This is a genomic window from Billgrantia zhangzhouensis (genome assembly GCF_021404465.1).
GTDB classification, from domain to species: Bacteria; Pseudomonadota; Gammaproteobacteria; order Pseudomonadales; family Halomonadaceae; genus Halomonas; species Halomonas zhangzhouensis.
On sequence record NZ_JABFTT010000013.1, the window covers coordinates 124,231 to 143,024 of the forward strand.

The window sequence follows — 18,794 nt, forward strand, 5'->3', positions numbered from 1 at the left end:
GGCCATCACGCCAAGTCTGGCAGATGACGCTCGAGCTCGGTCAGGTGCGTGCGGCTCGGTAGGCCTTCCATGTCGCTCTGCACCTGTACGGCCTGGGCGCCGATCAGATTGCCGCGACGGGCGGCGGCCTGCGGCGAGCGGCCATCGAGCAGGGCGCTGATCACGCCCACGGCGAAGCCGTCTCCGGCGCCCACGGTATCCACCACACGCTCGACCGGGAATCCTGCGAGCGTGGCTTCTGCCTCGTGGCCTTCCAGCATGCCACGGTAGTAGGCCCCCTCGGGACCGAGCTTGAGGAACACGGCTTTGGCGCCACGTTCGAGATAGAAGGCGGCGATGTCGCGGGGTGTGTCGAGTCCGGTCAGCAGGCGACCCTCGGCCAGACCCGGCAGCACCCAGTCGGCCTTTGCCGCCAGCACGTTCAGCGCTTCGCGCATTGCGCTCTCGCTGGGCCACAGGCTAGGGCGCAGGTTGGGGTCGAAGGAAATACTCGCGCCCTGCGTCCGGGCGTTCTCGAACATGTCCAGGGTCAGCTCGCGGCAGCTGTCGGAGAGCGCCGGGGGGATGCCGGTGGCGTGCAAATGACGGGCGGCGGCGAAGTCCACCTGGGCGGCATCTTCAGGCGATAGGTGGCTGGCCGCACTGCCACGGCGGAAGTACTCCACCCGAGGATCGGCGCCGCCCTCGGCGCGCTCCTTGAAGACCAGGCCCGTGGCGTGGTCGGGATCCGTGGTCAGATAGCGGCAGTCGAGCCCCTCGGCTTCGAGCGTTGTGTGGATATAGCGGCCGAAGCCATCGTTGCCGACGCGGCTGAGCCAGCCGACCCGGAAGCCGAGCCGGGCCAGGCCGATGGCGACGTTGGTGTCGGCTCCGGCGATGCCGCGGCTAAAGCATTCCACTTCCTCCATCGCGCCGGGATGTTCGGCCACGAATAGCGCCATGGCTTCGCCGAAGGCGAGGATTTCCGGGGGCAGTGTCGCGTCGTTCATGGCGTCTTCCTGTGTTGTCGGTCAGATGTTGGCATTGTCGATGTCGCAAGCCGCAAAGCGGGTCGAGCCACGCTCGATCAGTGTCGGCGGGAACAGGACGTGGCGTGGCGGCGGTGTCGGCCCGCTGCCATCGAGCCGCGCCAGCAACTGCTGGACAGCGGCACGGCCGATGGCCTCGGTGGGCTGGGCCAGGGTGGTGATACCGGGTGGCACGAGGCTGCACCAGTCGAGCTCGTCGATACCCAGCAGGCCGACCTCACCCAGGCGTATGCCCAGCGCCTGGAGAGCGCGGGTCGCTGCCAGGGTCACGTTGCCGTTGGCGCACAGCACGGCGGCGGGCCGGCCGGCTCGGGCGAGGAACGCCGCGATGATCGCACTCACTGCGGTGTCGTCGAGCGCCGGGTCATGGCGTTCGCCGTGGAGGGCCGGCTCTTCGGACAGGCGCTGCTCGAAACGCTGCCAGCGCTGTTGGCGAGGACTGGCCAGCCCGACCGGCTCGCTGAGAAAGAGCAGGTGGCGATAGCCCCGCTCGCTCAGGTGATCGACCGCCATGTCGATGGCGAGCGTGTTGTCGAGCCCGACCCCGTCCGCCCCGAACGATTCCAGCCAGCGGTCGAGCAGGACCAGCGGCAGGCCCTGCTCGACCATGGCCTGAAGCTCGTGGGTGGGGCGGCCTGCGGCATTGATCATCAGTCCCTCGACCCGATAGGAGGCGAGCAACGACAGGTGGGTGCGCTCCTGCACGGAGTCGTTGTCGGTATTGGCCACCAGCAGGGAATAGCCGTGCTCGTGGCAGGCCTGCTCGACGCCATGCATCACCGCAATCGAATAGGGGTTGCGGATATCGGCCACCAGCATGCCGAGCAGCCGCGAGCGGCCACCCTTGAGACCGCGGGCGATCTGGTTGGGGCGATAGCCGAGCCGGCGTGCGGCCTCGCCGATGCGCTGGCGCAGTGCTGGAGAGAGCCGCTCACGCTCGCCGCCGAAGTAGCGCGACACACTGGTCTTGGAGACGCCGGCTTCGCGCGCCACTTCGAGAATGGTAGCGTGCCGGCTAGGTCGAGCAGGCATGAAATATCTCTTGATGGGAACGTTCCCATCCTAGATCTGAACGACAGGTAGGGCAAGTACTGCAGAAATGCTCGGCGAGAAAATGGGCAAACGCTAAAAAGAGGCGCGGGGGGAGGGGGGCCGGCAATAACGGTCGAGCGAAACGGTCGTAGTGCAACGGGGCGGCCAAGTGGCCGCCCCGTTTATTCATCGAACCTGCATCCAAGGCTTACTTCACCTTGGGGTCCAGCTCGCCGCGGGCGTAGCGCTCGTACATTGCCTCGAGGCTGATCGGCTTGATACGGCTGGCGTTGCCGGCGGTGCCGAAGGCTTCGTAGCGGGCGATGCAGACGTCGCGCATCGCGGTCACGGTTTCCTTGAGGTACTTGCGCGGATCGAACTCGCTGGGGTTCTTGGCCAGGAAGCGGCGCACCGCACCGGTGGATGCCAGGCGCAGGTCGGTGTCGATGTTGACCTTGCGCACACCATGCTTGATGCCCTCGACGATTTCCTCGACCGGCACGCCGTAGGTTTCGGGAATTTCGCCGCCGAACTCGTTGATGACGGCGAGCCACTCCTGGGGCACCGAAGAGGAGCCGTGCATCACCAGGTGGGTGTCGGGGATGCGTGCGTGGATCTCCTTGATACGCTGGATCGACAGCGTGTCGCCGGTGGGCGGCTTGGTGAACTTGTAGGCGCCGTGGCTGGTGCCGATGGCGATGGCCAAGGCATCGACCTGGGTCGCTTTGACGAACTCGGCGGCTTCTTCCGGATCGGTCAGCAACTGGTCGTGGGAGAGCACGCCTTCGGCACCGATGCCGTCCTCTTCACCGGCCATGCCGGTCTCCAGGCTGCCCAGGCAGCCCAGTTCCCCCTCCACCGAGACGCCGCAGGCGTGGGCCATCTCGACGGTGCGACGGGTGACGTCGACGTTGTAGTCGTAGTCCATCGGGGTCTTGCCGTCCTCGCCCAGCGAGCCGTCCATCATCACCGAGGAGAAGCCGAGCTGGATCGAGCGCTGGCACACCGCCGGCGAGGTGCCGTGATCCTGGTGCATGACCACCGGAATGTGGGGAAACTCCTCCACTGCGGCCAGGATGAGATGGCGAAGGAAGGGCGCGCCAGCGTACTTCCGCGCACCGGCAGAGGCCTGGACGATGACCGGTGAATCGGTTGCGTCGGCCGCTTCCATGATGGCGCGCATCTGCTCGAGGTTGTTGACGTTGAATGCCGGAATGCCGTAGCCGCGCTCGGCGGCGTGGTCCAGCATCTGGCGCATGCTGATCAGTGCCATGAACTCACCTGTTCTCTTTCGATCTGTCTGGGGGACGATAGGGCGCCGCCCGGCATGGCTGGGCGGCAGCGGGTCGGGTCAGCGTGCGGCGGCGTCCTCCAGGGCCTTCACGGCGGGCAACACCTTGCCCTCGACGTACTCGAGGAAGGCGCCGCCGCCAGTGGAGATGTAGGAGACCTGCTCCGCAATGTCGTACTTGTCGATGGCAGCCAGGGTATCGCCGCCACCGGCGATGGAGAAACCGTTGCTCTCGGCGATGGCGCGCGACAGTGCCTCGGTGCCGTGGCCGAACTGGTCGATCTCGAACACGCCTACCGGGCCGTTCCACAGGATGGTGCCGGCGTCCTTGAGCAGACCGGCGAGCCGCCCGGCGGTGTCGGGACCGATGTCGAGGATCATTTCGTTATCGTTCACCTGGTCGACCGGCTTGACCACAGCCTCGGCCGACTCGGAGAACTCGGTGGCCACCACCACGTCGGTGGGCAGCGGGATCTCGACCTTGGCCATCAGCGCCTTGGCCTGCTCGACGAGGTCGGCCTCATACAGCGACTTGCCGACGTTGTGGCCCGCCGCGGCGATGAAGGTATTGGCGATGCCGCCGCCGACGATCAGTTGGTCGCACTTGTCGGACAGCGCGTTGAGCACCTCGAGCTTGGTCGAGACCTTGGAGCCGCCGACGATGGCGACCATCGGCCGCTTGGGCGTGGCCAGGGCCTTTTCCAAGGCGTCGAGTTCGGCGGCCAGCAGCGGGCCGGCGCAGGCCTGTGGGGCGAAGCGTGCCACGCCGCGAGTAGAGGCCTGGGCGCGGTGGGCGGTGCCGAAGGCGTCCATCACGTAGATGTCGCACAGCGCGGCGTACTGCCTGGCCAGCGCTTCGTCATCCTTCTTCTCGCCCGGATTGAAACGCACGTTCTCCAGCAGCACCACTTCGCCGTCGGCGAGGTCCTGGGCAGTATCGAGGTATTCCTCGACCAGCCGCACCGGGCGACCGAGCAGTTCGCCGAGGCGCCCGGCCACCGGGGCCAGCGAGAACTCCGCGGCCGGTTCGCCTTCGGTCGGGCGCCCCAGGTGGCTCATCAGCATCACCTTGGCGCCGGCCTCCATGGCGGCCTGGATGGTCGGCAGGCTGGCCCGCAGGCGGGCGTCGCTGCTCACCTTGCCGTGCTTGACGGGTACGTTCAGGTCCTCGCGGATCAGCACACGCTTGCCGCGTAGGTCGAGGTCGGTCATCTTGAGCACGTTCATCAGGCGTCTTCCTTACTAGGGGAAAGCGTTGCCGGGCGTCAGCGGGAGACCGCTGGCAGGGCCGCCAGGCGCTGGGCGACATCGAGCATGCGGTTGGCGAAGCCCCATTCGTTGTCGAACCAGCACAGCAGCTTGATCAGGCGATCTCCCGCCACCCGGGTCTGAGTGGCGTCAACGATACCCGAGCGGGGGTCGTGGTTGAAGTCGACCGAGGCCATGGGTTCCTCGGTGTAGCCGAGCAGGCCCGCCAGCGGGCCCTCGCAGGCCTCGCGCAGCAGTGCGTTGACCTCGGTAATCGAGGTGTCGCGGCGTACGCAGATCGCCATGTCCATGGCCGAGACGTTGATCGTCGGCACCCGCACGTGCAGGCACTCGAAGCGCCCGGCCAGGTGCGGCATCAGGCGGTTGATGCCGCGCGCCAGACTGGTGTCGACAGGCACGATGGAGTGCATCGCAGAGCGCGTCAGGCGCAGGTCGGTCTGGTGGTAGGCATCGATCACCGGCTGGTCGTTCATTGCCGAGTGGATGGTGGTGGTCACACCGTGTTCGATGCCGAGCGCCTCGTCGAGCACGGTGAGTACCGGCACCAGACAGTTGGTGGTGCACGATGCCGCCGAGACGATGCGGTGTCCGCTGCGCAGGTCGCCGTCGTTGATACCGCAGACGATGGTGGCGTCGACGTCACTCTCGGCGGGCTGGGAGAACAGCAGACGGCCGGCGCCGGCATCCAGGTGACGTTCGGCGGTGGCGCGGTCCTTGAAGCTGCCCGAGCACTCCAGCACCAGGTCGATGCCGAGCTCGCTCCAGGGCAGGTGGCCAGGTTCCGTCTCGGTCAGTATCTCGATGGGTTGACCATCGACGATCAGACGGCCTTCGGCGGTGGCCACGTGGCCTGGGAAACGGCCGTGGGTGGTGTCGTAGCGGGTCAGGTAGGCGATAGTGTCCAGATCGGAGAGCTCATTGATTGCCACCACTTCCAGTGCCGGCTCGCCGGCGCGATTCGACGGGCGCTCCAGCAGTGCGCGCAGCACGCACTGGCCGATACGACCGTAACCGTTGATGGCGATTCGCTGGGCCATGGTGGGAGGGATCTCCTGCCGGCGGAAAGCGGCGATTCTAGCGCATTCTCGCGCGTTTTGTCTGCGCCGGACGCCGGCTGGCCGTATCCGGCCCGGTGGCACAGAACAGTCTGTCAGGGTGGCCAGGCAACCCCGGATTTGCAAGCCGCTCTCACGCTCGGTACGGTTTTCACTACGCTGGGAATAGCGATTCACGACACCATGGAGAGGAAGACATGACCGACATACCCCAACTGCTGGGTGATGACGCCGAATACCTGCTCGATCACCGTTGCCGTGGCTTTCCCCGCGAACAGCTGCACTTGCCGGGGCCGGATTTCGTCGGCCGGGTGGTGGCCGACAGCGACCGCAGTCCGGCGGTGATGCGCAGCTTGCAGACGATGTTCGACCATGGCCGCCTGGCTGGCACCGGCTACCTCAGTCTGCTGCCGGTGGACCAGGGCATCGAGCACTCCGCGGGTGCATCCTTTGCCCCCAACCCGCGCTACTTCGACCCGGCCAACATCGTCGAGCTAGCCATTGAGGGCGGCTGCAACGGGGTGGCCTCCACCTTGGGCGTGCTCTCTTCGGTGGCGCGCCGCTACGCCCACCGCGTTCCGATGATGCTCAAGCTCAACCACAACGAGACGCTGAGCTACCCGGCAATGTACGACCAGACTCTGTTCGCCGAGGTGGAGCAGGCCCACGACATGGGCTGCGTGGCGGTGGGTGCCACCATCTACTTCGGCTCGTCCGAGAGCCGCCGCCAGATCATGGAGATCAGCGAGGCTTTCGAGCGGGCGCACCAGCTCGGCATGGCCACGGTGCTGTGGGCCTACCTGCGCAACCCAGCCTTCAAGCACGAGGGCAAGGATTATCACGTGGCGGCCGACCTCACCGGCCAGGCCAATCATCTCGCTGCGACCATCAAGGCCGACATCGTCAAGCAGAAGCTGCCCGAGACCAACGGCGGCTACCAGGACATCGGCTTCGGCCACACACACGCCAAGGTCTACAGCGAGCTGGCCTCGGAGCATCCCATCGACCTGGCTCGCTACCAGGTGGCCTGCTGCTACATGGGCCGTGCCGGACTGATCAACTCAGGCGGTGGCTCCAAGGGTCACTCCGACATGGGCGAGGCGGTGCGCACCGCGGTGATCAACAAGCGTGCCGGCGGCATGGGCCTGATTTCCGGGCGCAAGGCATTTCAGAAGCCCATGACCGAGGGCGTCGAGCTGCTCCATGCGATCCAGGACGTGTATCTGGATAAGAGCGTGACGGTGGCCTGAACGCCATCAGGCAAGCCCGCCCAATAGGAGAAGGGCACGACCGCCCGGTCGTGCCCTATCTTCATGCCGTTAGCGGCGAACCAACTGGTCAGCCCAACAGCTCCCGGGCCTGCGCGAGCACGTTCTCCTTGGTAAAACCGAAGTGCTTGAACAGGTCGCCCGCCGGGGCCGACTCGCCGTAGGTGGTCATGCCGATCACACAGCCGTCGAGCCCCACGTACTTGTACCAGTAGTCGGCGTGGCCGGCTTCGATGGCGATGCGCTTGGTGACCGCACGCGGCAGCACCTTTTCGCGATACTCGGCGTCCTGGCCGTCGAAGCGGTAGGCCGAGGGCATCGAGACCACGCGCACCGCGCGACCCTGGCTCTCCAGTTCGGCCGCAGCTTCCATGGCCAGCGCCACCTCGGAGCCGGTGGCGATCAGGATCAGCTCGGGGGTGCCCTGGCTATCCTTGAGGATGTAGCCACCGCGCTGGATATTGGCCAGCTGCGCCTTGTCGCGCTGCTGGTGCGGCAGGTTCTGGCGCGACAGCACCAGCGCAGTGGGGCCGGAGTTGCGCTTGATCGCAGCATCCCAGGCGGCGGCGGTCTCGACCGCGTCGCAGGGGCGCCAGGTGCTCAAGTTGGGCGTGCTGCGCAAGTTGGTCAGCTGCTCGATCGGCTGGTGGGTCGGGCCATCCTCGCCCAGGCCGATGGAGTCGTGGGTGAAGACGTAGATGGCGCGCTTGCCCATCAGTGCCGCCATGCGCACCGAGTTGCGCATGTACTCCATGAAGATCAGGAAGGTGGCGCCGTAGGGGATGAAGCCGCCGTGCAGCACGATGCCGTTCATGATCGCGCCCATGCCGAACTCGCGCACACCATAGTGCAGGTAGTTGCCGCCCGGATTCTCCCGTGAGATCGGCTTGGCGCCGCTCCAGAAGGTCAGGTTGGAGGGCGCCAGGTCGGCGCTGCCGCCGAGCAGCTCGGGCAACTGCGGGCCGAGCTCGTTGAGGCACAGCAGCGACGCCTTGCGCGTGGCGATGGTCTCGCCCTGCTGCTGCATCTTCTCGATGAAGGCCTCGCTGGTGATCTCCGCCGGCAGCTTGCACTGGGTACGGCGGCTGAACTCCTTGGCGAGTTCGGGGTGTTCGTCGCGGTAGCGATCGAAGCGTGTCTGCCACTCGTCCTGCTGCGACTTGCCGTGCTCGCGAGCATCCCAACCCTGATAGACGGGCTCGGGCACGTGGAAAGGCGCATGGGGCCAGCCGAGCTGCTTGCGCGCGGCGGCCACTTCCTCGTCGCCCAGCGGAGCGCCGTGACACTCCTCCTTGCCCTGCTTGTTGGGTGCGCCGAAGCCGATGATGGTCTTGCAGATGATCAGGCTCGGTTTCTCTTCGTGGCTGCGTGCCAGCTCGATGGCGGCCTTGATCTGCTCGGGGTCGTGACCGTCGACGTTGGGTACCACGTGCCAGCCATAGGCCTCGAAGCGCTTGGCGGTGTCATCGGTGAACCAGCCCTCGACCTCACCGTCGATGGAAATGCCGTTGTCGTCGTAGAACACCGTGAGCTTGCCCAGCCCGAGGGTGCCGGCCAGCGAGCACACCTCATGGGAGATGCCTTCCATCATGCAGCCATCACCGGCAAAGCAATACGTGTTGTGATCGACGATGGTGTGCCCCGGGCGGTTGAACTGCGCGGCCAGGGTCTTCTCGGCGATGGCCATGCCCACGGCGTTGGCCAGGCCTTGCCCCAGCGGACCGGTAGTGGTTTCGACGCCGGGCGCGTAGCCGAACTCAGGGTGGCCGGCAGTCTTGGAGTGCAGCTGGCGGAAGTTGCGCAGTTGCTCGAGTTCCAGCTCGTAGCCGGTCAGGTGCAGCAGGGAGTAGAGCAGCATCGAGCCGTGGCCATTGGACAGCACGAAGCGGTCGCGGTCGGGCCATTTCGGGTCGTTGGGGTTGTGCTTGAGGTAGTCGTTCCACAGCACTTCGGCGATGTCGGCCATGCCCATCGGGGCGCCGGGGTGGCCGGACTTCGCCTTCTGTACGGCATCCATGGACAGGGCGCGAATGGCATTGGCCAGTTCGAAACGGGATGGCATTTGGGTAAGCTCCTCGCCTGCGGCAGAATGGGGCAAGTCATCGGCGGCCTGCCTGGCCTGCCGGTAGCGTTCTGGCTGGGCGCCGCAGGAAGGTACGGCGCGGTCGAATTCGGCCGCCTATTGTCGCCGACTTGCCGCCGTGCATCAAATGACGGGTGCCTCCCCGGGTGGCAGCATGTAAACTCTGGTCCCCATGGGGCTGTGTACCCGCTTGGCAGGAAGCTGGTGAGTACGCAGCTCGAGGTCCGTCATTTCCGGTTCGACGGTGCCGCTGCGCCTTGCCGATACTAGCGCTTGCAGATACTAACGCCTGCCGATACACAGAAGGGTCGACACGCATGAGCGAATATTCCCTGTTCACCTCCGAATCCGTGTCCGAAGGGCATCCGGACAAGATCGCCGACCAGATCTCCGATGCGGTGCTGGATGCCATCATCGCTCGTGACAAGCACGCCCGGGTGGCCTGCGAGACGCTGGTCAAGACCGGTGTGGCCATCGTCGCCGGCGAGATCACCACTTCGGCCTGGGTCGACCTGGAAGAGCTGGTGCGCAAGGTGATCATCGATATCGGCTACACCTCCTCGGAGGTGGGGTTCGACGGCGAGACCTGCGGCGTGCTCAACCTGATCGGCAAGCAGAGCGTGGACATTGCCCAGGGCGTGGATCGCAGCAAGCCGGAGGACCAGGGCGCGGGCGACCAGGGGCTGATGTTCGGCTACGCTACCAACGAGACCGACTCGTTCATGCCGGCGCCGATCCACTACGCCCATCGCCTGGTGGAGCGTCAGGCCGAGTTGCGCAAGCACGGCTTGCTGCCGTGGCTACGTCCGGATGCCAAGAGCCAGATCACCTTCCGCTACGATGAGGCAGGCCAGCCCTGCGGCGTCGAGGCGGTGGTGCTGTCTACCCAACACGCGCCGGAGATCGACCAGGAAGAACTGAGGCGGATGGTCAAGCGTGAGATCATCGAAGAGGTGATCCCGGCGAAGTGGCTTTCCGAGTCGACCAAGTTCCACATCAACCCCACCGGCAAGTTCGTCATCGGCGGCCCGGTGGGCGACTGCGGCCTGACCGGGCGCAAGATCATCGTCGACACCTACGGCGGCATGGCGCGCCACGGCGGCGGCGCTTTCTCTGGCAAGGACCCCTCCAAGGTCGACCGCAGCGCGGCCTATGCCGGACGCTACGTGGCCAAGAACATCGTTGCCGCGGGGCTTGCCGACAAGTGCGAGATTCAGGTCTCCTACGCCATCGGTGTCGCCGAGCCAACGTCGGTGTCGATCAATACCTTCGGTACCGGCAAGGTGGACGAGGCGCGCATCATCGAACTGGTGCGCGAGCACTTCGACCTGCGCCCCTTCGCCATTACTCGCATGCTCGACCTGCTGCACCCGATGTACCAGCTCACTTCGGCCTACGGCCACTTCGGCCGTGACCCCTTCGAGGCCAGTTACCGCTGGACCGATACCAACGGCCAGGAGCACACCGAGACCTTCACCGCCTTCCCCTGGGAGCGTACCGACCGTGCCGCGGCGCTGCGCCAGGCCGCCGGGTTGTAGCAACCTTTATAAGCTTTGGCTTACATGAATTGACGGGCTTCGCTGACAGTGTCGTGCGGAGCCTGCTGTTATTGTGGGAGGCCTTTTCCTTTGGAGGCTCTCCATGGTTCAGCGTTTCATCGTCGGCCTGATCTGCCTGGCTGGCTGGTTATCTCCCCTGGCCTCATTCTCGGCCGAGCCCTGTCCGGCGGTACCCGCACCCGGCGCGGTGACGGCTTTGGTCGAGCGCCTCGCGGAGTGGGATGATGCCTACTATCGGCGCGGTGAGTCCGCCGTCAGCGACGACGTCTACGATCAAGCCAGGGCACGGCTCGAGAACTGGCGGCGCTGTCATCCCGAGCGAGTTCCGGCAGCGCCGGTGCCTCAGTATCCGCGTGGCGAGGCCGCTCATCCTGTGGCCCAGACGGGGCTCGAGAAGCTGCCCGATGTGGCGGCGGTGGGACGCTGGATGTCACGCCGTGACGATGTCTGGATTCAGCCCAAGGTCGATGGCGTCGCGGTGACCCTGGTCTATGCGCAGGGTGAGCTCGAGCGTGCCATCAGTCGTGGCGATGGCATGACGGGACAGGATTGGACCGAACGGGTGAGGCGTCTTCCGTCAGTACCGGCTCGCCTGCCCGAGGCGTACGACGCCGTACTGCAGGGGGAACTCTACCTGCGCAGGGATGCTCACGTGCAGGCGGAGGTAGGGGACGCCGGGGCCCGAGCCCGAGTGATTGGACTGATGGCCCGCGATGCCCTTAGCGTTGCCGAGGCCGCCGAGGTGGGGTTATTCGTCTGGGAATGGCCGGACGGCCCCGCCGCGCTGCCGGCGCGGCTCGAGGGCTTGGCGGCGCTGGGTTTCGCCGATACGGTCGCTTTCACCCACCCCGTGGCCGACTTGGCGAGCGTTGAGCAATGGCGCGACGCCTGGTTTCGAAGTCCGCTGCCTTTTGCTACCGACGGCATAGTGCTGCGCCAGGCGTCGCGTCCGGCCGGCGCCAGGTGGGAAGCCGAACCACCAGCGTGGGCGGTGGCCTGGAAGCATGCGCCCCGGGAAACAATGGCCGAGGTGCGCGGCGTCGAGTTTCGAATCGGCCGCACTGGGCGTGTTACGCCGCTGCTCCATCTCCACCCGGTTGCGCTGGAGGGGCGCACGGTCCGTCGGGTCAGCGCCGTCTCTCTGGCCCGGTGGCGGGAGTTGGATATTCGACCCGGAGACCAGGTCGTCATCGCCCTGGCGGGGCTGACCATTCCACGGCTGGAGGGAGTGGCCTGGCGTAGTCCCGAGCGAGTAGTGGTGGAGGCGCCCGATGCCGAGGCCTACCATGCGTTGAGCTGCTTGCAAGTGATGCCGGGCTGCGAGGGGCAGTTCTTGGAGCGTCTGGCGTGGCTTTCCGGCCCCGAGGCCCTTGGTTTGTCTGGAGTGGGGCAGGGGACCTGGCGAGCACTGATCGAGGCCGATCTGGTGGAGACGCTGCTCGACTGGCTGGCGCTGGATGAACGGACGCTGCGGAGCGCCCATGGAGTTGGTGAGGTTCGCGCTAGCGCCCTGGCGACTACCTTCGATGCGGCGCGGGCGGCTCCCTTCTCACGCTGGCTGCAAGCGCTAGGGGCGCCGCCGGGAATCGAGGCCGCCCTGCCGGCGGACTGGGCGACATTGAGCGAATACGATCACCAAGACTGGGTAGCGCTGGATGGGGTGGGGCCCGGTCGTGCTGCAGCGATGGCCGAGTTCTTCGCTCATCCGGAGATTCAGCGTCTGGCCTCGTGGCTCGCTGTTCACGGGGTGGTGGGCTTCGGCGGTTGATTGTCGCCCTCGGTGATCCCAGCCTATAGTGAGGATCACCGTTTTTCCGCACGAGAGAGGTGACGCATGAATCAGCCCGCCGTTTCCGCCGCAACCGCGCAGGATTTCAAGGTCGCCGATATCCGCCTGGCCGATTGGGGGCGGCGCGAGATCCGCATCGCCGAGACCGAGATGCCGGCGCTGATGAAGATCCGCGCCAAGTATCGCGATGAGCAGCCGCTGGCCGGTGCTCGCATCGCTGGCTGCATTCACATGACCATCCAGACGGCGGTGCTGATCGAGACGCTGATCGACCTGGGCGCCTCGGTGCGCTGGTCCTCGTGCAACATCTTCTCGACCCAGGACCATGCCGCCGCCGCCATCGCCGCTGCTGGCATCCCGGTATTCGCCTGGAAAGGCGAGACCGAGGAGGAGTTCTGGTGGTGCATCGAGCAGACCGTGGAGGGGCCTGACGGCTGGACGCCCAACATGGTGCTCGACGACGGTGGCGATCTCACCGCGCTGCTGCACGACAAGCGTCCCGAGCTGCTCGACGCCATCCACGGCATCTCCGAGGAGACCACCACCGGGGTGCATCGCCTGCAGGAGATGCTGCGCGATCGAACGCTCAAGGTGCCGGCTATCAACGTCAACGATGCCGTGACCAAGTCCAAGAACGACAACAAGTACGGCTGTCGCCATTCGCTCAACGACGCTATCAAGCGCGGCCTCGATCACCTGCTGGCAGGCAAGCAGGCGCTGGTGGTGGGTTACGGTGACGTGGGTAAGGGCTCGGCGGCATCGCTGCGCCAGGAAGGCATGATCGTCAAGATCGCCGAGATCGATCCGATCTGCGCCATGCAGGCGTGCATGGACGGCTATGAAGTGGTCTCGCCCTACGTCGACGGCATCAACCGTGGCCAGCAGAGCGTCGACCGAGCGTTGCTCTCGCGTATCGATCTGGTGGTGACCTGTACCGGCAACATCCAGGCCTGCGACGCCGCCATGCTCGGGGCGCTCAAGCCCGGTGCGGTGGTGTGCAACATTGGCCATTTCGACAACGAGATCGACACCGCCTACATGCGTCGCCACTGGCACTGGGAGGAGGTCAAGCCACAGGTCCATAAGGTCTACCGCGACAGCACGCCTGGGCATTTCGACCCCACCAGCAGTGACTACCTGCTGTTGCTCTCCGAAGGGCGCCTGGTCAATCTGGGCAATGCCACCGGACACCCATCTCGGGTCATGGACGGTTCCTTCGCCAACCAGGTGCTGGCACAGATACATCTCTACCAGCAGCGCTTCGCCGACTTGCCGCCGGCCGACAAGCAGGGCGGCCTGGCCGTCACCGTGCTGCCGCGCCATCTCGACGAGGAGGTGGCGCGCTACATGGTCGAGGGTTTCGGTGGGGTGCTCACGCGTATGACCGAACAGCAGGCGGAGTACACCGGGGTTCCGGTCGAAGGCCCCTACAAGCCGGACGCCTACCGCTACTGACAGGGCCGCGCACGACGACATTGCCGCCGTCGACCAGCCTCTCGAACGCCGCCTTGTGGGCGGCGTTCGTCGTGCGGTAGGTGACGTTATGTAGCGTCGCTTGTGAGGACGGGAGCCCTTGGCTAGCTTTTGGGTACTCGAGGCGCGCTGTAACAGCATGCCTTCGAGTCCCAGCGAACGACCACAGGAGTGAGCGAGATGGATTTTGGTCACTACAAGTCGTGCATCGAAGCCTGCCATGTCTGTGCCGCATACTGCGACCGCTGCGCTACCTCCTGCCTGCAGGAGGATGACGTCAAGATGATGGCGGAGTGTGTCCGCCTCGATATGCAGTGCGCGCAGATCTGCCGGCTGGCGGCCTCCTTCATGGCCCAGGGCAGTGAATATGCCAAGCAGCTGTGTCGCCTATGCGCCGACATCTGCAAAGCCTGTGGCGATGAGTGTGCCAAGCATGAGGCCGAGCATTGTCAGGAGTGTGCCAAGGCGTGCCATCGCTGTGCCGAGGAGTGCACTGCCATGGCGACACAGTAAGGAGTGCCCGCCGCGGTGCGTATCAGCCATTGGTGAAAGCGAGGAAGCGGCCTGCCAGCAACACGGCCGGCCACAGCAGCAGTGACAGGGTGCCGGCCACGAGCAACTGCCGGGGCGTGGCGTTTGCCAACCCCGGCCCCAGGTTGAGCAGCAGGGCATTGGCAAGGGCCAGCGCGATCAATGCCAGCTTGAGGCGAAACAGCGGCATGGCCGCGTAGCCGTTGGGGTCGGCGAGAAACAGCATTCCTCCTGTCGTCATGGCCAGCAGTAGCCCAGCCACCGCCACTGGCTGCAGCAGCCGGCCCAGCTCCCATAATGGAAAGCGTTTGCGCCAGCCCAGCAGGCGCAGGTCGAGTGCGGCGATGGCGCCAATCAACAGAGCAATTCCCAGCACATGCAGGGCATTGACCGTCGCATAGCCCCAGCGCGAAAGCCGCACCCACTCGGCGAGGGCAGTGTCCGCGAGCCAGGCCAGCAGGGCGTCCACGACGCTTGGTCAGATCCTGCCGGGGTAGAGGACGTAGTGCTCCTCGCCGATCCACAACTGCTCGGCTTTCAGCAGCCGTTCCCCGGCATGTTCGCCGGAGACCCGTAGCTCCACGCCTTCGACGAGATCACCCTCCGCCAGCCCCGCTCGCTCGTTGCGCCAAGGCTGGCCGATCTCCACGGTCCACGTCTCGTCGTCTACGTCCAGCTGCACTTCGCCGTGGGGGTTGCCCAGTCGTACATGAGTAATGGTGCCCTCTATCTCGATGGTTTCGCCGCCCACCCAGCCATGGTGGGCCTGAGCCGGTACGAGGAACAACAGTATGACGAGGGCTAACAGCCACTTTGCCTGGCAGCGCATGTTCGGCTCCTCCTGATGCGTTCTCCTTTCAGGCTAGCTCCGCCGGCATGGGCTGCAAGGTCCATCCTTATAGCCCGGCCAGGTGCATCAGCAGCGGCAGGTAGGCCGGTATCAGCAGCGGGGCGGCCAGGGTGGTGACCAGCACCGCCAGGGCGCCTTTCTCCGGTTTGATGCCGAGCTCCATGGCCACGACCACCACATTGGCGGCCATCGGTACCACGCCGATCAATAGTAGGGCCATGGCCAGCTCGGCGGGCAGCGGCAGCAGGGCCTGGAGCAGCAGCACGAGTGCCAGCGCCAGCAGTGGCCACAGGCCGTAGCGCACCGCTACACAGCCGACCATGAAGCGCAAATCGATCTCGCGGAACGTGACCCGGCCCAGGGTCATACCGATGATCATCATGCCCAGCAAGGTGTAAGTGGCGGGAAACACTGCCAGGCTATCCATCAATGCAGTGGGTGGCATCATGCCGAGGCCACTGATCAGCAGCGCGGCCAGAAAGGCGTAGATCAAGGGCAGCCGCAAGATTTTTACCAGACTCTCGCGCACCGAGAACTGGCCGCGTGCGCTGAGATAGAAGCCCACCGTGAACTCGTAGAGCGTCACGCCGAGCAGGCAGAACAGGTACAGCGTCACGCCTTCCGGAGGGAGCAGGATCATGGCGATGGGCAGGCCGAAATAGCCGGTGTTGCCGGTGCCGGAGGAAAATGCCAGCACCGCGCCCTCCTGTGGCGACAGGAAGCGCTTGGCCAGAGGGCTGATGGCGATGGCGACCAGACTCGCCAGCAGGAACAGCGCCAGGGTCAGCAGCAGGTAGTAGGGAGTGGGGCCGCCCAGCAGCAGACCGCGGAAGAAGGTGACCGGGGCAATCAGATAGATCAGTAACGTGGCAATTGGGCGAGGGTCGATGGCCAGCCGGCGAGCGGCAAGCCAGCCCAGGCCGACGAAGGCCAGCAGTGTCCAAAGAGGGGCCAACAGAGAGCCAGGGTCGATCATCGCTCGTCAATCCATCGCCGAAAGCCGATATGATGCCTGTTGCCGGCGCGGCTGTCAGCGTCGTCGATTATCGACCCTGAATGACAGGGAGGCTGTGATCAGCCGTTACGACGATTCGATCTGGCCTGCTCGGCCTTGTCGTCGATATTCTCCTTGTGCGCGGTCTTGTCCCGTGCCACCTGGGCGCCCCCCACCGGTGTCGTTTCGCGCCGGGTGTCGATGCCGGGTCGCTTGGCGCTGTGCTTCTGGTCGTCGACATTGGCGTCGGGGCGATAGACGTCATCCTGGGCGGGAGAGTCGCATTCCCCCTTATGTCCTGTCGGCTCGTCGGGGATGTCGCGTTCGGTCAGCCGGCGTGCTCCTTCGCGCAGCGTCTCGCGCTCATCCTTGGCTTGTGTATCCTTCCTATCGTGGCGTGAACTGTCCATGTGCCTCTCCTCGTCTCGGCTTGATCAGCTACCTTTGCCCTCGTCTCCCATGGTGAAGGAGGGGGGATCGCTGGCCGGGAAGGTATCGGCATTCGTCTCGTCCAGTTCGCGTTCCTCCTGCTGTGCCCCGGCCTCGGAGGGGGTTAGCTCGGTGTAGCCGGGTTCCAGCATCCAACGCTGGTCGCGGTAGGCGAGCAGTTGCTTTGGCACCCAGAAGCGGCTTCCCGTCTCGGTGATGATACCGACCTTCTCGGCGTCACTCGCATCGGCCACTTTGCCGACCTGCTTGCCCGCGTCATCGAAGACGGCGGTACCGGTAATGAGATCCTGCATCATGGCGACCCTCCTCGTCTGGTTGAATTGCCCGATCGCTCCTCGCCGAGCAGTGACGACACACTTGTCAGCGTCGTCGTCACTTCGACATGGGTCAACGTGGCTGAGGCGAATTTTTGTTAGCGAAGTTTGACGCTTTGCAGCCATCGGCTCATTCGCGGCCGAGCGCATCGGTTAGACCAGGTCGTTCTTACCGGATGGTTCTTTATGACCGAGATTCATGTAGCAGCGTGAAACTTTTCATTGGTCAGCGGTCTGGCAGGGCGGCAGAATACCTTGATTCAATGATTGACAGGCTGCCACTTCACCGCAACAGCATGGTGTCGTTGGCACCTGACACAGTAGAGAGGTTCTCATGAGCACGTCGTACCCGCTGGGCATCAGTTTCGAATTCTTCCCCCCCAGTACCGATGCGGGGCGCGAGAAACTGATCGGGGTGCGTGACGCCCTGGCTGAGCGGAACCCACGCTTCTTCTCCGTGACCTATGGCGCTGGCGGCTCGACCCAAGGACGTACCCTGGCTACGGTAAGAAGCATTAGCGAAGCGGGCATTGCCACGGCGCCGCATCTCTCCTGCATTGGTAGCGAGAAGGCACAGTTGCGCGATCTTCTCGCTCAATACCGGGAAGAGGGGATCGACAGCCTCGTCGCCCTGCGCGGCGACCTGCCTTCCGGTATGGGGGGCATTGGTGAACTGCGCTATGCCAACGAACTGGTGGAGTTCATTCGCGCCGAGACCGGCGACCATTTCGAGATTGCGGTGGCCGCCTATCCGGAGTCCCATCCTCAGGCACCCAGCTTCGAGCGCGATCTCGAGAATTTCGCACGCAAGGTGAAGGCTGGAGCCAATCTGGCCATTACGCAGTACTTCTTCTCGGCCGACGCCTATTTCCACTTCGTCGAGCGTGCTCGCGCACTCGGCGTCGAGGCGCCCATCGTCCCCGGCATCATGCCGATCACCAATTACACCAAGCTGGCTCGCTTTTCGGATGCCTGCGGTGCCGAGATCCCGCGCTGGATCCGTAAGCAGCTCGAAGCCTATGGCGACGACAGCGAGGCCATCGCCAAGTTTGGCACCGAGGTGGTGTCGCGGTTGTGCCAGCGCCTGCTGGATGGCGGTGCGCCGGGCCTGCACTTCTACACCCTCAACCAGGCCGGCCCCTGCCTGCGCATCCTCGACAACCTTGCCTGACGTTGCCTTGGCGCGACTCTGCATCTCGGTCTAGCCTGATTCTGCATGTCCATGGAACCAGGAACAGGAGGACGCTAGATGCGCCATGCAAAACTGACAGGAGTCGCCGCAGCCTCCCTGCTGCTCGCCGCCGGGGTGGCCCAGGCCCAGGAGGGCCATGAGGTTGAGATGAATCTGGTGAGTACCGATGGGGTCGAGGACTCCATCGGCACCATTACCCTCGAAGACACCGACCACGGCCTGTTGCTTACCCCCGAACTGAGCGGGTTGCCCCCCGGTGTCTACGGCTTCCATGTGCACGAGAACCCCAACTGTGAGCCTGGCGAGAACGAGGACGGCGAGATGACTGCCGCCGGTGAGGCAGGAGGGCACTACGACCCGGAGGATACCGGCACTCACCAAGGCCCCTACGGTGACGGGCACCTCGGCGACCTGCCGGTGCTGATCGTCAACGAGGATGGCGAGGCGACGTTGCCGGTGCTGGCGCCGCGTTTGAGTGTCGAAGACATTCAGGATCGCAGTCTGATGATCCACGAGGGTGGCGATACCTATTCCGACGAGCCGGAACTCGGAGGCGGCGGCGGGCGCATGGCCTGCGGTGTGATCGAGCCCTGATCGGTTCCGATACAACCGGTCC

At 65.1% G+C, this 18,794-nt stretch carries 18 protein-coding genes; 7 read left to right on the top strand and 11 right to left on the bottom strand.

Annotation, left to right across the window (positions count from 1 at the left end; translation table 11 throughout):
* Positions 1 to 5: 5 nt before the first annotated feature.
* The 5 genes from HOP51_RS16735 to HOP51_RS16755 all read right to left on the bottom strand — a co-directional run bounded on the left by HOP51_RS16735 (position 6) and on the right by HOP51_RS16755 (position 5,657).
* Positions 6 to 989 carry a sugar kinase gene (locus HOP51_RS16735; RefSeq protein ID WP_234275056.1) on the bottom strand — a complete coding sequence of 328 codons (984 nt, stop codon included), beginning with the start codon at positions 987 to 989 and terminating at the stop codon, positions 6 to 8.
* 21 nt (positions 990 to 1,010) lie between these two features.
* Positions 1,011 to 2,060, bottom strand: a complete 1,050-nt coding sequence (locus tag HOP51_RS16740; protein ID WP_234275057.1) for a LacI family DNA-binding transcriptional regulator — start codon at positions 2,058 to 2,060, stop codon at positions 1,011 to 1,013.
* A gap of 208 nt (positions 2,061 to 2,268) precedes the next feature.
* The gene (gene fba / locus HOP51_RS16745; protein ID WP_159548618.1) at positions 2,269 to 3,333 is read right to left on the bottom strand and encodes a class II fructose-bisphosphate aldolase; all 1,065 of its coding nucleotides are present in this window, start codon (positions 3,331 to 3,333) and stop codon (positions 2,269 to 2,271) included.
* Between the two features lie 78 nt (positions 3,334 to 3,411).
* Positions 3,412 to 4,578: a phosphoglycerate kinase gene (locus HOP51_RS16750; protein WP_234275058.1), complete on the bottom strand. Its 1,167-nt coding sequence runs from the start codon at positions 4,576 to 4,578 to the stop codon at positions 3,412 to 3,414.
* 38 nt (positions 4,579 to 4,616) lie between these two features.
* Positions 4,617 to 5,657: a type I glyceraldehyde-3-phosphate dehydrogenase gene (locus HOP51_RS16755; protein ID WP_234275059.1), complete on the bottom strand. Its 1,041-nt coding sequence runs from the start codon at positions 5,655 to 5,657 to the stop codon at positions 4,617 to 4,619.
* A gap of 215 nt (positions 5,658 to 5,872) precedes the next feature.
* Here HOP51_RS16755 and HOP51_RS16760 point away from each other — a divergent pair, with 215 nt between their 5' ends.
* Positions 5,873 to 6,925: a class I fructose-bisphosphate aldolase gene (locus HOP51_RS16760; RefSeq protein ID WP_234275060.1), complete on the top strand. Its 1,053-nt coding sequence runs from the start codon at positions 5,873 to 5,875 to the stop codon at positions 6,923 to 6,925.
* A gap of 88 nt (positions 6,926 to 7,013) precedes the next feature.
* On the opposite strand, the gene tkt is transcribed toward HOP51_RS16760, so the two are convergent.
* Positions 7,014 to 9,005 (bottom strand): transketolase, encoded by a 1,992-nt coding sequence (gene tkt, locus HOP51_RS16765; RefSeq protein ID WP_234275061.1) that lies wholly within the window; start codon positions 9,003 to 9,005, stop codon positions 7,014 to 7,016.
* A 338-nt stretch (positions 9,006 to 9,343) separates the two neighbouring features.
* On the opposite strand from tkt, the gene metK reads away from it, so the two are divergent.
* The 4 genes from metK (at position 9,344) to HOP51_RS16785 (ending at position 14,360) form a co-directional block, all read left to right on the top strand.
* On the top strand, positions 9,344 to 10,564 hold the full coding sequence (gene metK / locus HOP51_RS16770) for a methionine adenosyltransferase (protein WP_234275062.1): 1,221 nt from the start codon (positions 9,344 to 9,346) through the stop codon (positions 10,562 to 10,564).
* Positions 10,565 to 10,667: 103 nt separating this feature from the next.
* Positions 10,668 to 12,353, top strand: coding sequence for an NAD-dependent DNA ligase LigB (gene ligB, locus HOP51_RS16775; RefSeq protein WP_234275063.1), 1,686 nt, complete (start codon positions 10,668 to 10,670; stop codon positions 12,351 to 12,353).
* A gap of 66 nt (positions 12,354 to 12,419) precedes the next feature.
* Positions 12,420 to 13,829, top strand: coding sequence for an adenosylhomocysteinase (gene ahcY / locus HOP51_RS16780; RefSeq protein ID WP_234275064.1), 1,410 nt, complete (start codon positions 12,420 to 12,422; stop codon positions 13,827 to 13,829).
* A 198-nt stretch (positions 13,830 to 14,027) separates the two neighbouring features.
* The gene (locus HOP51_RS16785) at positions 14,028 to 14,360 is read left to right on the top strand and encodes a four-helix bundle copper-binding protein (protein WP_159548643.1); all 333 of its coding nucleotides are present in this window, start codon (positions 14,028 to 14,030) and stop codon (positions 14,358 to 14,360) included.
* 22 nt (positions 14,361 to 14,382) lie between these two features.
* Here HOP51_RS16785 and HOP51_RS16790 read toward each other — a convergent pair whose 3' ends face one another.
* The 5 genes from HOP51_RS16790 to HOP51_RS16810 all read right to left on the bottom strand — a co-directional run bounded on the left by HOP51_RS16790 (position 14,383) and on the right by HOP51_RS16810 (position 16,968).
* Positions 14,383 to 14,847 (bottom strand): hypothetical protein, encoded by a 465-nt coding sequence (locus HOP51_RS16790; protein ID WP_234275065.1) that lies wholly within the window; start codon positions 14,845 to 14,847, stop codon positions 14,383 to 14,385.
* A 9-nt stretch (positions 14,848 to 14,856) separates the two neighbouring features.
* A complete protein-coding gene (locus tag HOP51_RS16795; RefSeq protein ID WP_234275066.1) occupies positions 14,857 to 15,207 on the bottom strand; it encodes a DUF6152 family protein in 351 nt (116 codons plus the stop codon).
* A 67-nt stretch (positions 15,208 to 15,274) separates the two neighbouring features.
* Positions 15,275 to 16,204 carry an AEC family transporter gene (locus HOP51_RS16800; RefSeq protein WP_234275067.1) on the bottom strand — a complete coding sequence of 310 codons (930 nt, stop codon included), beginning with the start codon at positions 16,202 to 16,204 and terminating at the stop codon, positions 15,275 to 15,277.
* A gap of 98 nt (positions 16,205 to 16,302) precedes the next feature.
* On the bottom strand, positions 16,303 to 16,632 hold the full coding sequence (locus tag HOP51_RS16805) for a hypothetical protein (protein ID WP_234275068.1): 330 nt from the start codon (positions 16,630 to 16,632) through the stop codon (positions 16,303 to 16,305).
* 24 nt (positions 16,633 to 16,656) lie between these two features.
* A complete protein-coding gene (locus HOP51_RS16810; protein WP_234275069.1) occupies positions 16,657 to 16,968 on the bottom strand; it encodes a hypothetical protein in 312 nt (103 codons plus the stop codon).
* A 352-nt stretch (positions 16,969 to 17,320) separates the two neighbouring features.
* On the opposite strand from HOP51_RS16810, the gene metF reads away from it, so the two are divergent.
* Positions 17,321 to 18,157: a methylenetetrahydrofolate reductase [NAD(P)H] gene (gene metF, locus HOP51_RS16815; protein ID WP_234275070.1), complete on the top strand. Its 837-nt coding sequence runs from the start codon at positions 17,321 to 17,323 to the stop codon at positions 18,155 to 18,157.
* A 78-nt stretch (positions 18,158 to 18,235) separates the two neighbouring features.
* Positions 18,236 to 18,772 (top strand): superoxide dismutase [Cu-Zn] SodC, encoded by a 537-nt coding sequence (sodC, locus tag HOP51_RS16820; RefSeq protein ID WP_234275071.1) that lies wholly within the window; start codon positions 18,236 to 18,238, stop codon positions 18,770 to 18,772.
* Positions 18,773 to 18,794: the final 22 nt, after the last annotated feature.

Excerpts from the sequence above, each read along its gene's own strand:
- HOP51_RS16805 (WP_234275068.1), bottom strand. The coding sequence starts at position 16,632 with ATGGACAGTTCACGCCACGATAGGAAGGATACACAAGCCAAGGATGAG.
- fba (WP_159548618.1), bottom strand. The coding sequence starts at position 3,333 with ATGGCACTGATCAGCATGCGCCAGATGCTGGACCACGCCGCCGAGCGC.
- HOP51_RS16800 (WP_234275067.1), bottom strand. The coding sequence starts at position 16,204 with ATGATCGACCCTGGCTCTCTGTTGGCCCCTCTTTGGACACTGCTGGCC.
- tkt (WP_234275061.1), bottom strand. The coding sequence starts at position 9,005 with ATGCCATCCCGTTTCGAACTGGCCAATGCCATTCGCGCCCTGTCCATG.
- HOP51_RS16735 (WP_234275056.1), bottom strand. The coding sequence starts at position 989 with ATGAACGACGCGACACTGCCCCCGGAAATCCTCGCCTTCGGCGAAGCC.
- ligB (WP_234275063.1), top strand. The coding sequence starts at position 10,668 with ATGGTTCAGCGTTTCATCGTCGGCCTGATCTGCCTGGCTGGCTGGTTA.
- HOP51_RS16755 (WP_234275059.1), bottom strand. The coding sequence starts at position 5,657 with ATGGCCCAGCGAATCGCCATCAACGGTTACGGTCGTATCGGCCAGTGC.
- HOP51_RS16785 (WP_159548643.1), top strand. The coding sequence starts at position 14,028 with ATGGATTTTGGTCACTACAAGTCGTGCATCGAAGCCTGCCATGTCTGT.
- ahcY (WP_234275064.1), top strand. The coding sequence starts at position 12,420 with ATGAATCAGCCCGCCGTTTCCGCCGCAACCGCGCAGGATTTCAAGGTC.
- HOP51_RS16740 (WP_234275057.1), bottom strand. The coding sequence starts at position 2,060 with ATGCCTGCTCGACCTAGCCGGCACGCTACCATTCTCGAAGTGGCGCGC.
- HOP51_RS16760 (WP_234275060.1), top strand. The coding sequence starts at position 5,873 with ATGACCGACATACCCCAACTGCTGGGTGATGACGCCGAATACCTGCTC.
- HOP51_RS16750 (WP_234275058.1), bottom strand. The coding sequence starts at position 4,578 with ATGAACGTGCTCAAGATGACCGACCTCGACCTACGCGGCAAGCGTGTG.
- HOP51_RS16795 (WP_234275066.1), bottom strand. The coding sequence starts at position 15,207 with ATGCGCTGCCAGGCAAAGTGGCTGTTAGCCCTCGTCATACTGTTGTTC.
- sodC (WP_234275071.1), top strand. The coding sequence starts at position 18,236 with ATGCGCCATGCAAAACTGACAGGAGTCGCCGCAGCCTCCCTGCTGCTC.
- metK (WP_234275062.1), top strand. The coding sequence starts at position 9,344 with ATGAGCGAATATTCCCTGTTCACCTCCGAATCCGTGTCCGAAGGGCAT.
- HOP51_RS16810 (WP_234275069.1), bottom strand. The coding sequence starts at position 16,968 with ATGATGCAGGATCTCATTACCGGTACCGCCGTCTTCGATGACGCGGGC.
- metF (WP_234275070.1), top strand. The coding sequence starts at position 17,321 with ATGAGCACGTCGTACCCGCTGGGCATCAGTTTCGAATTCTTCCCCCCC.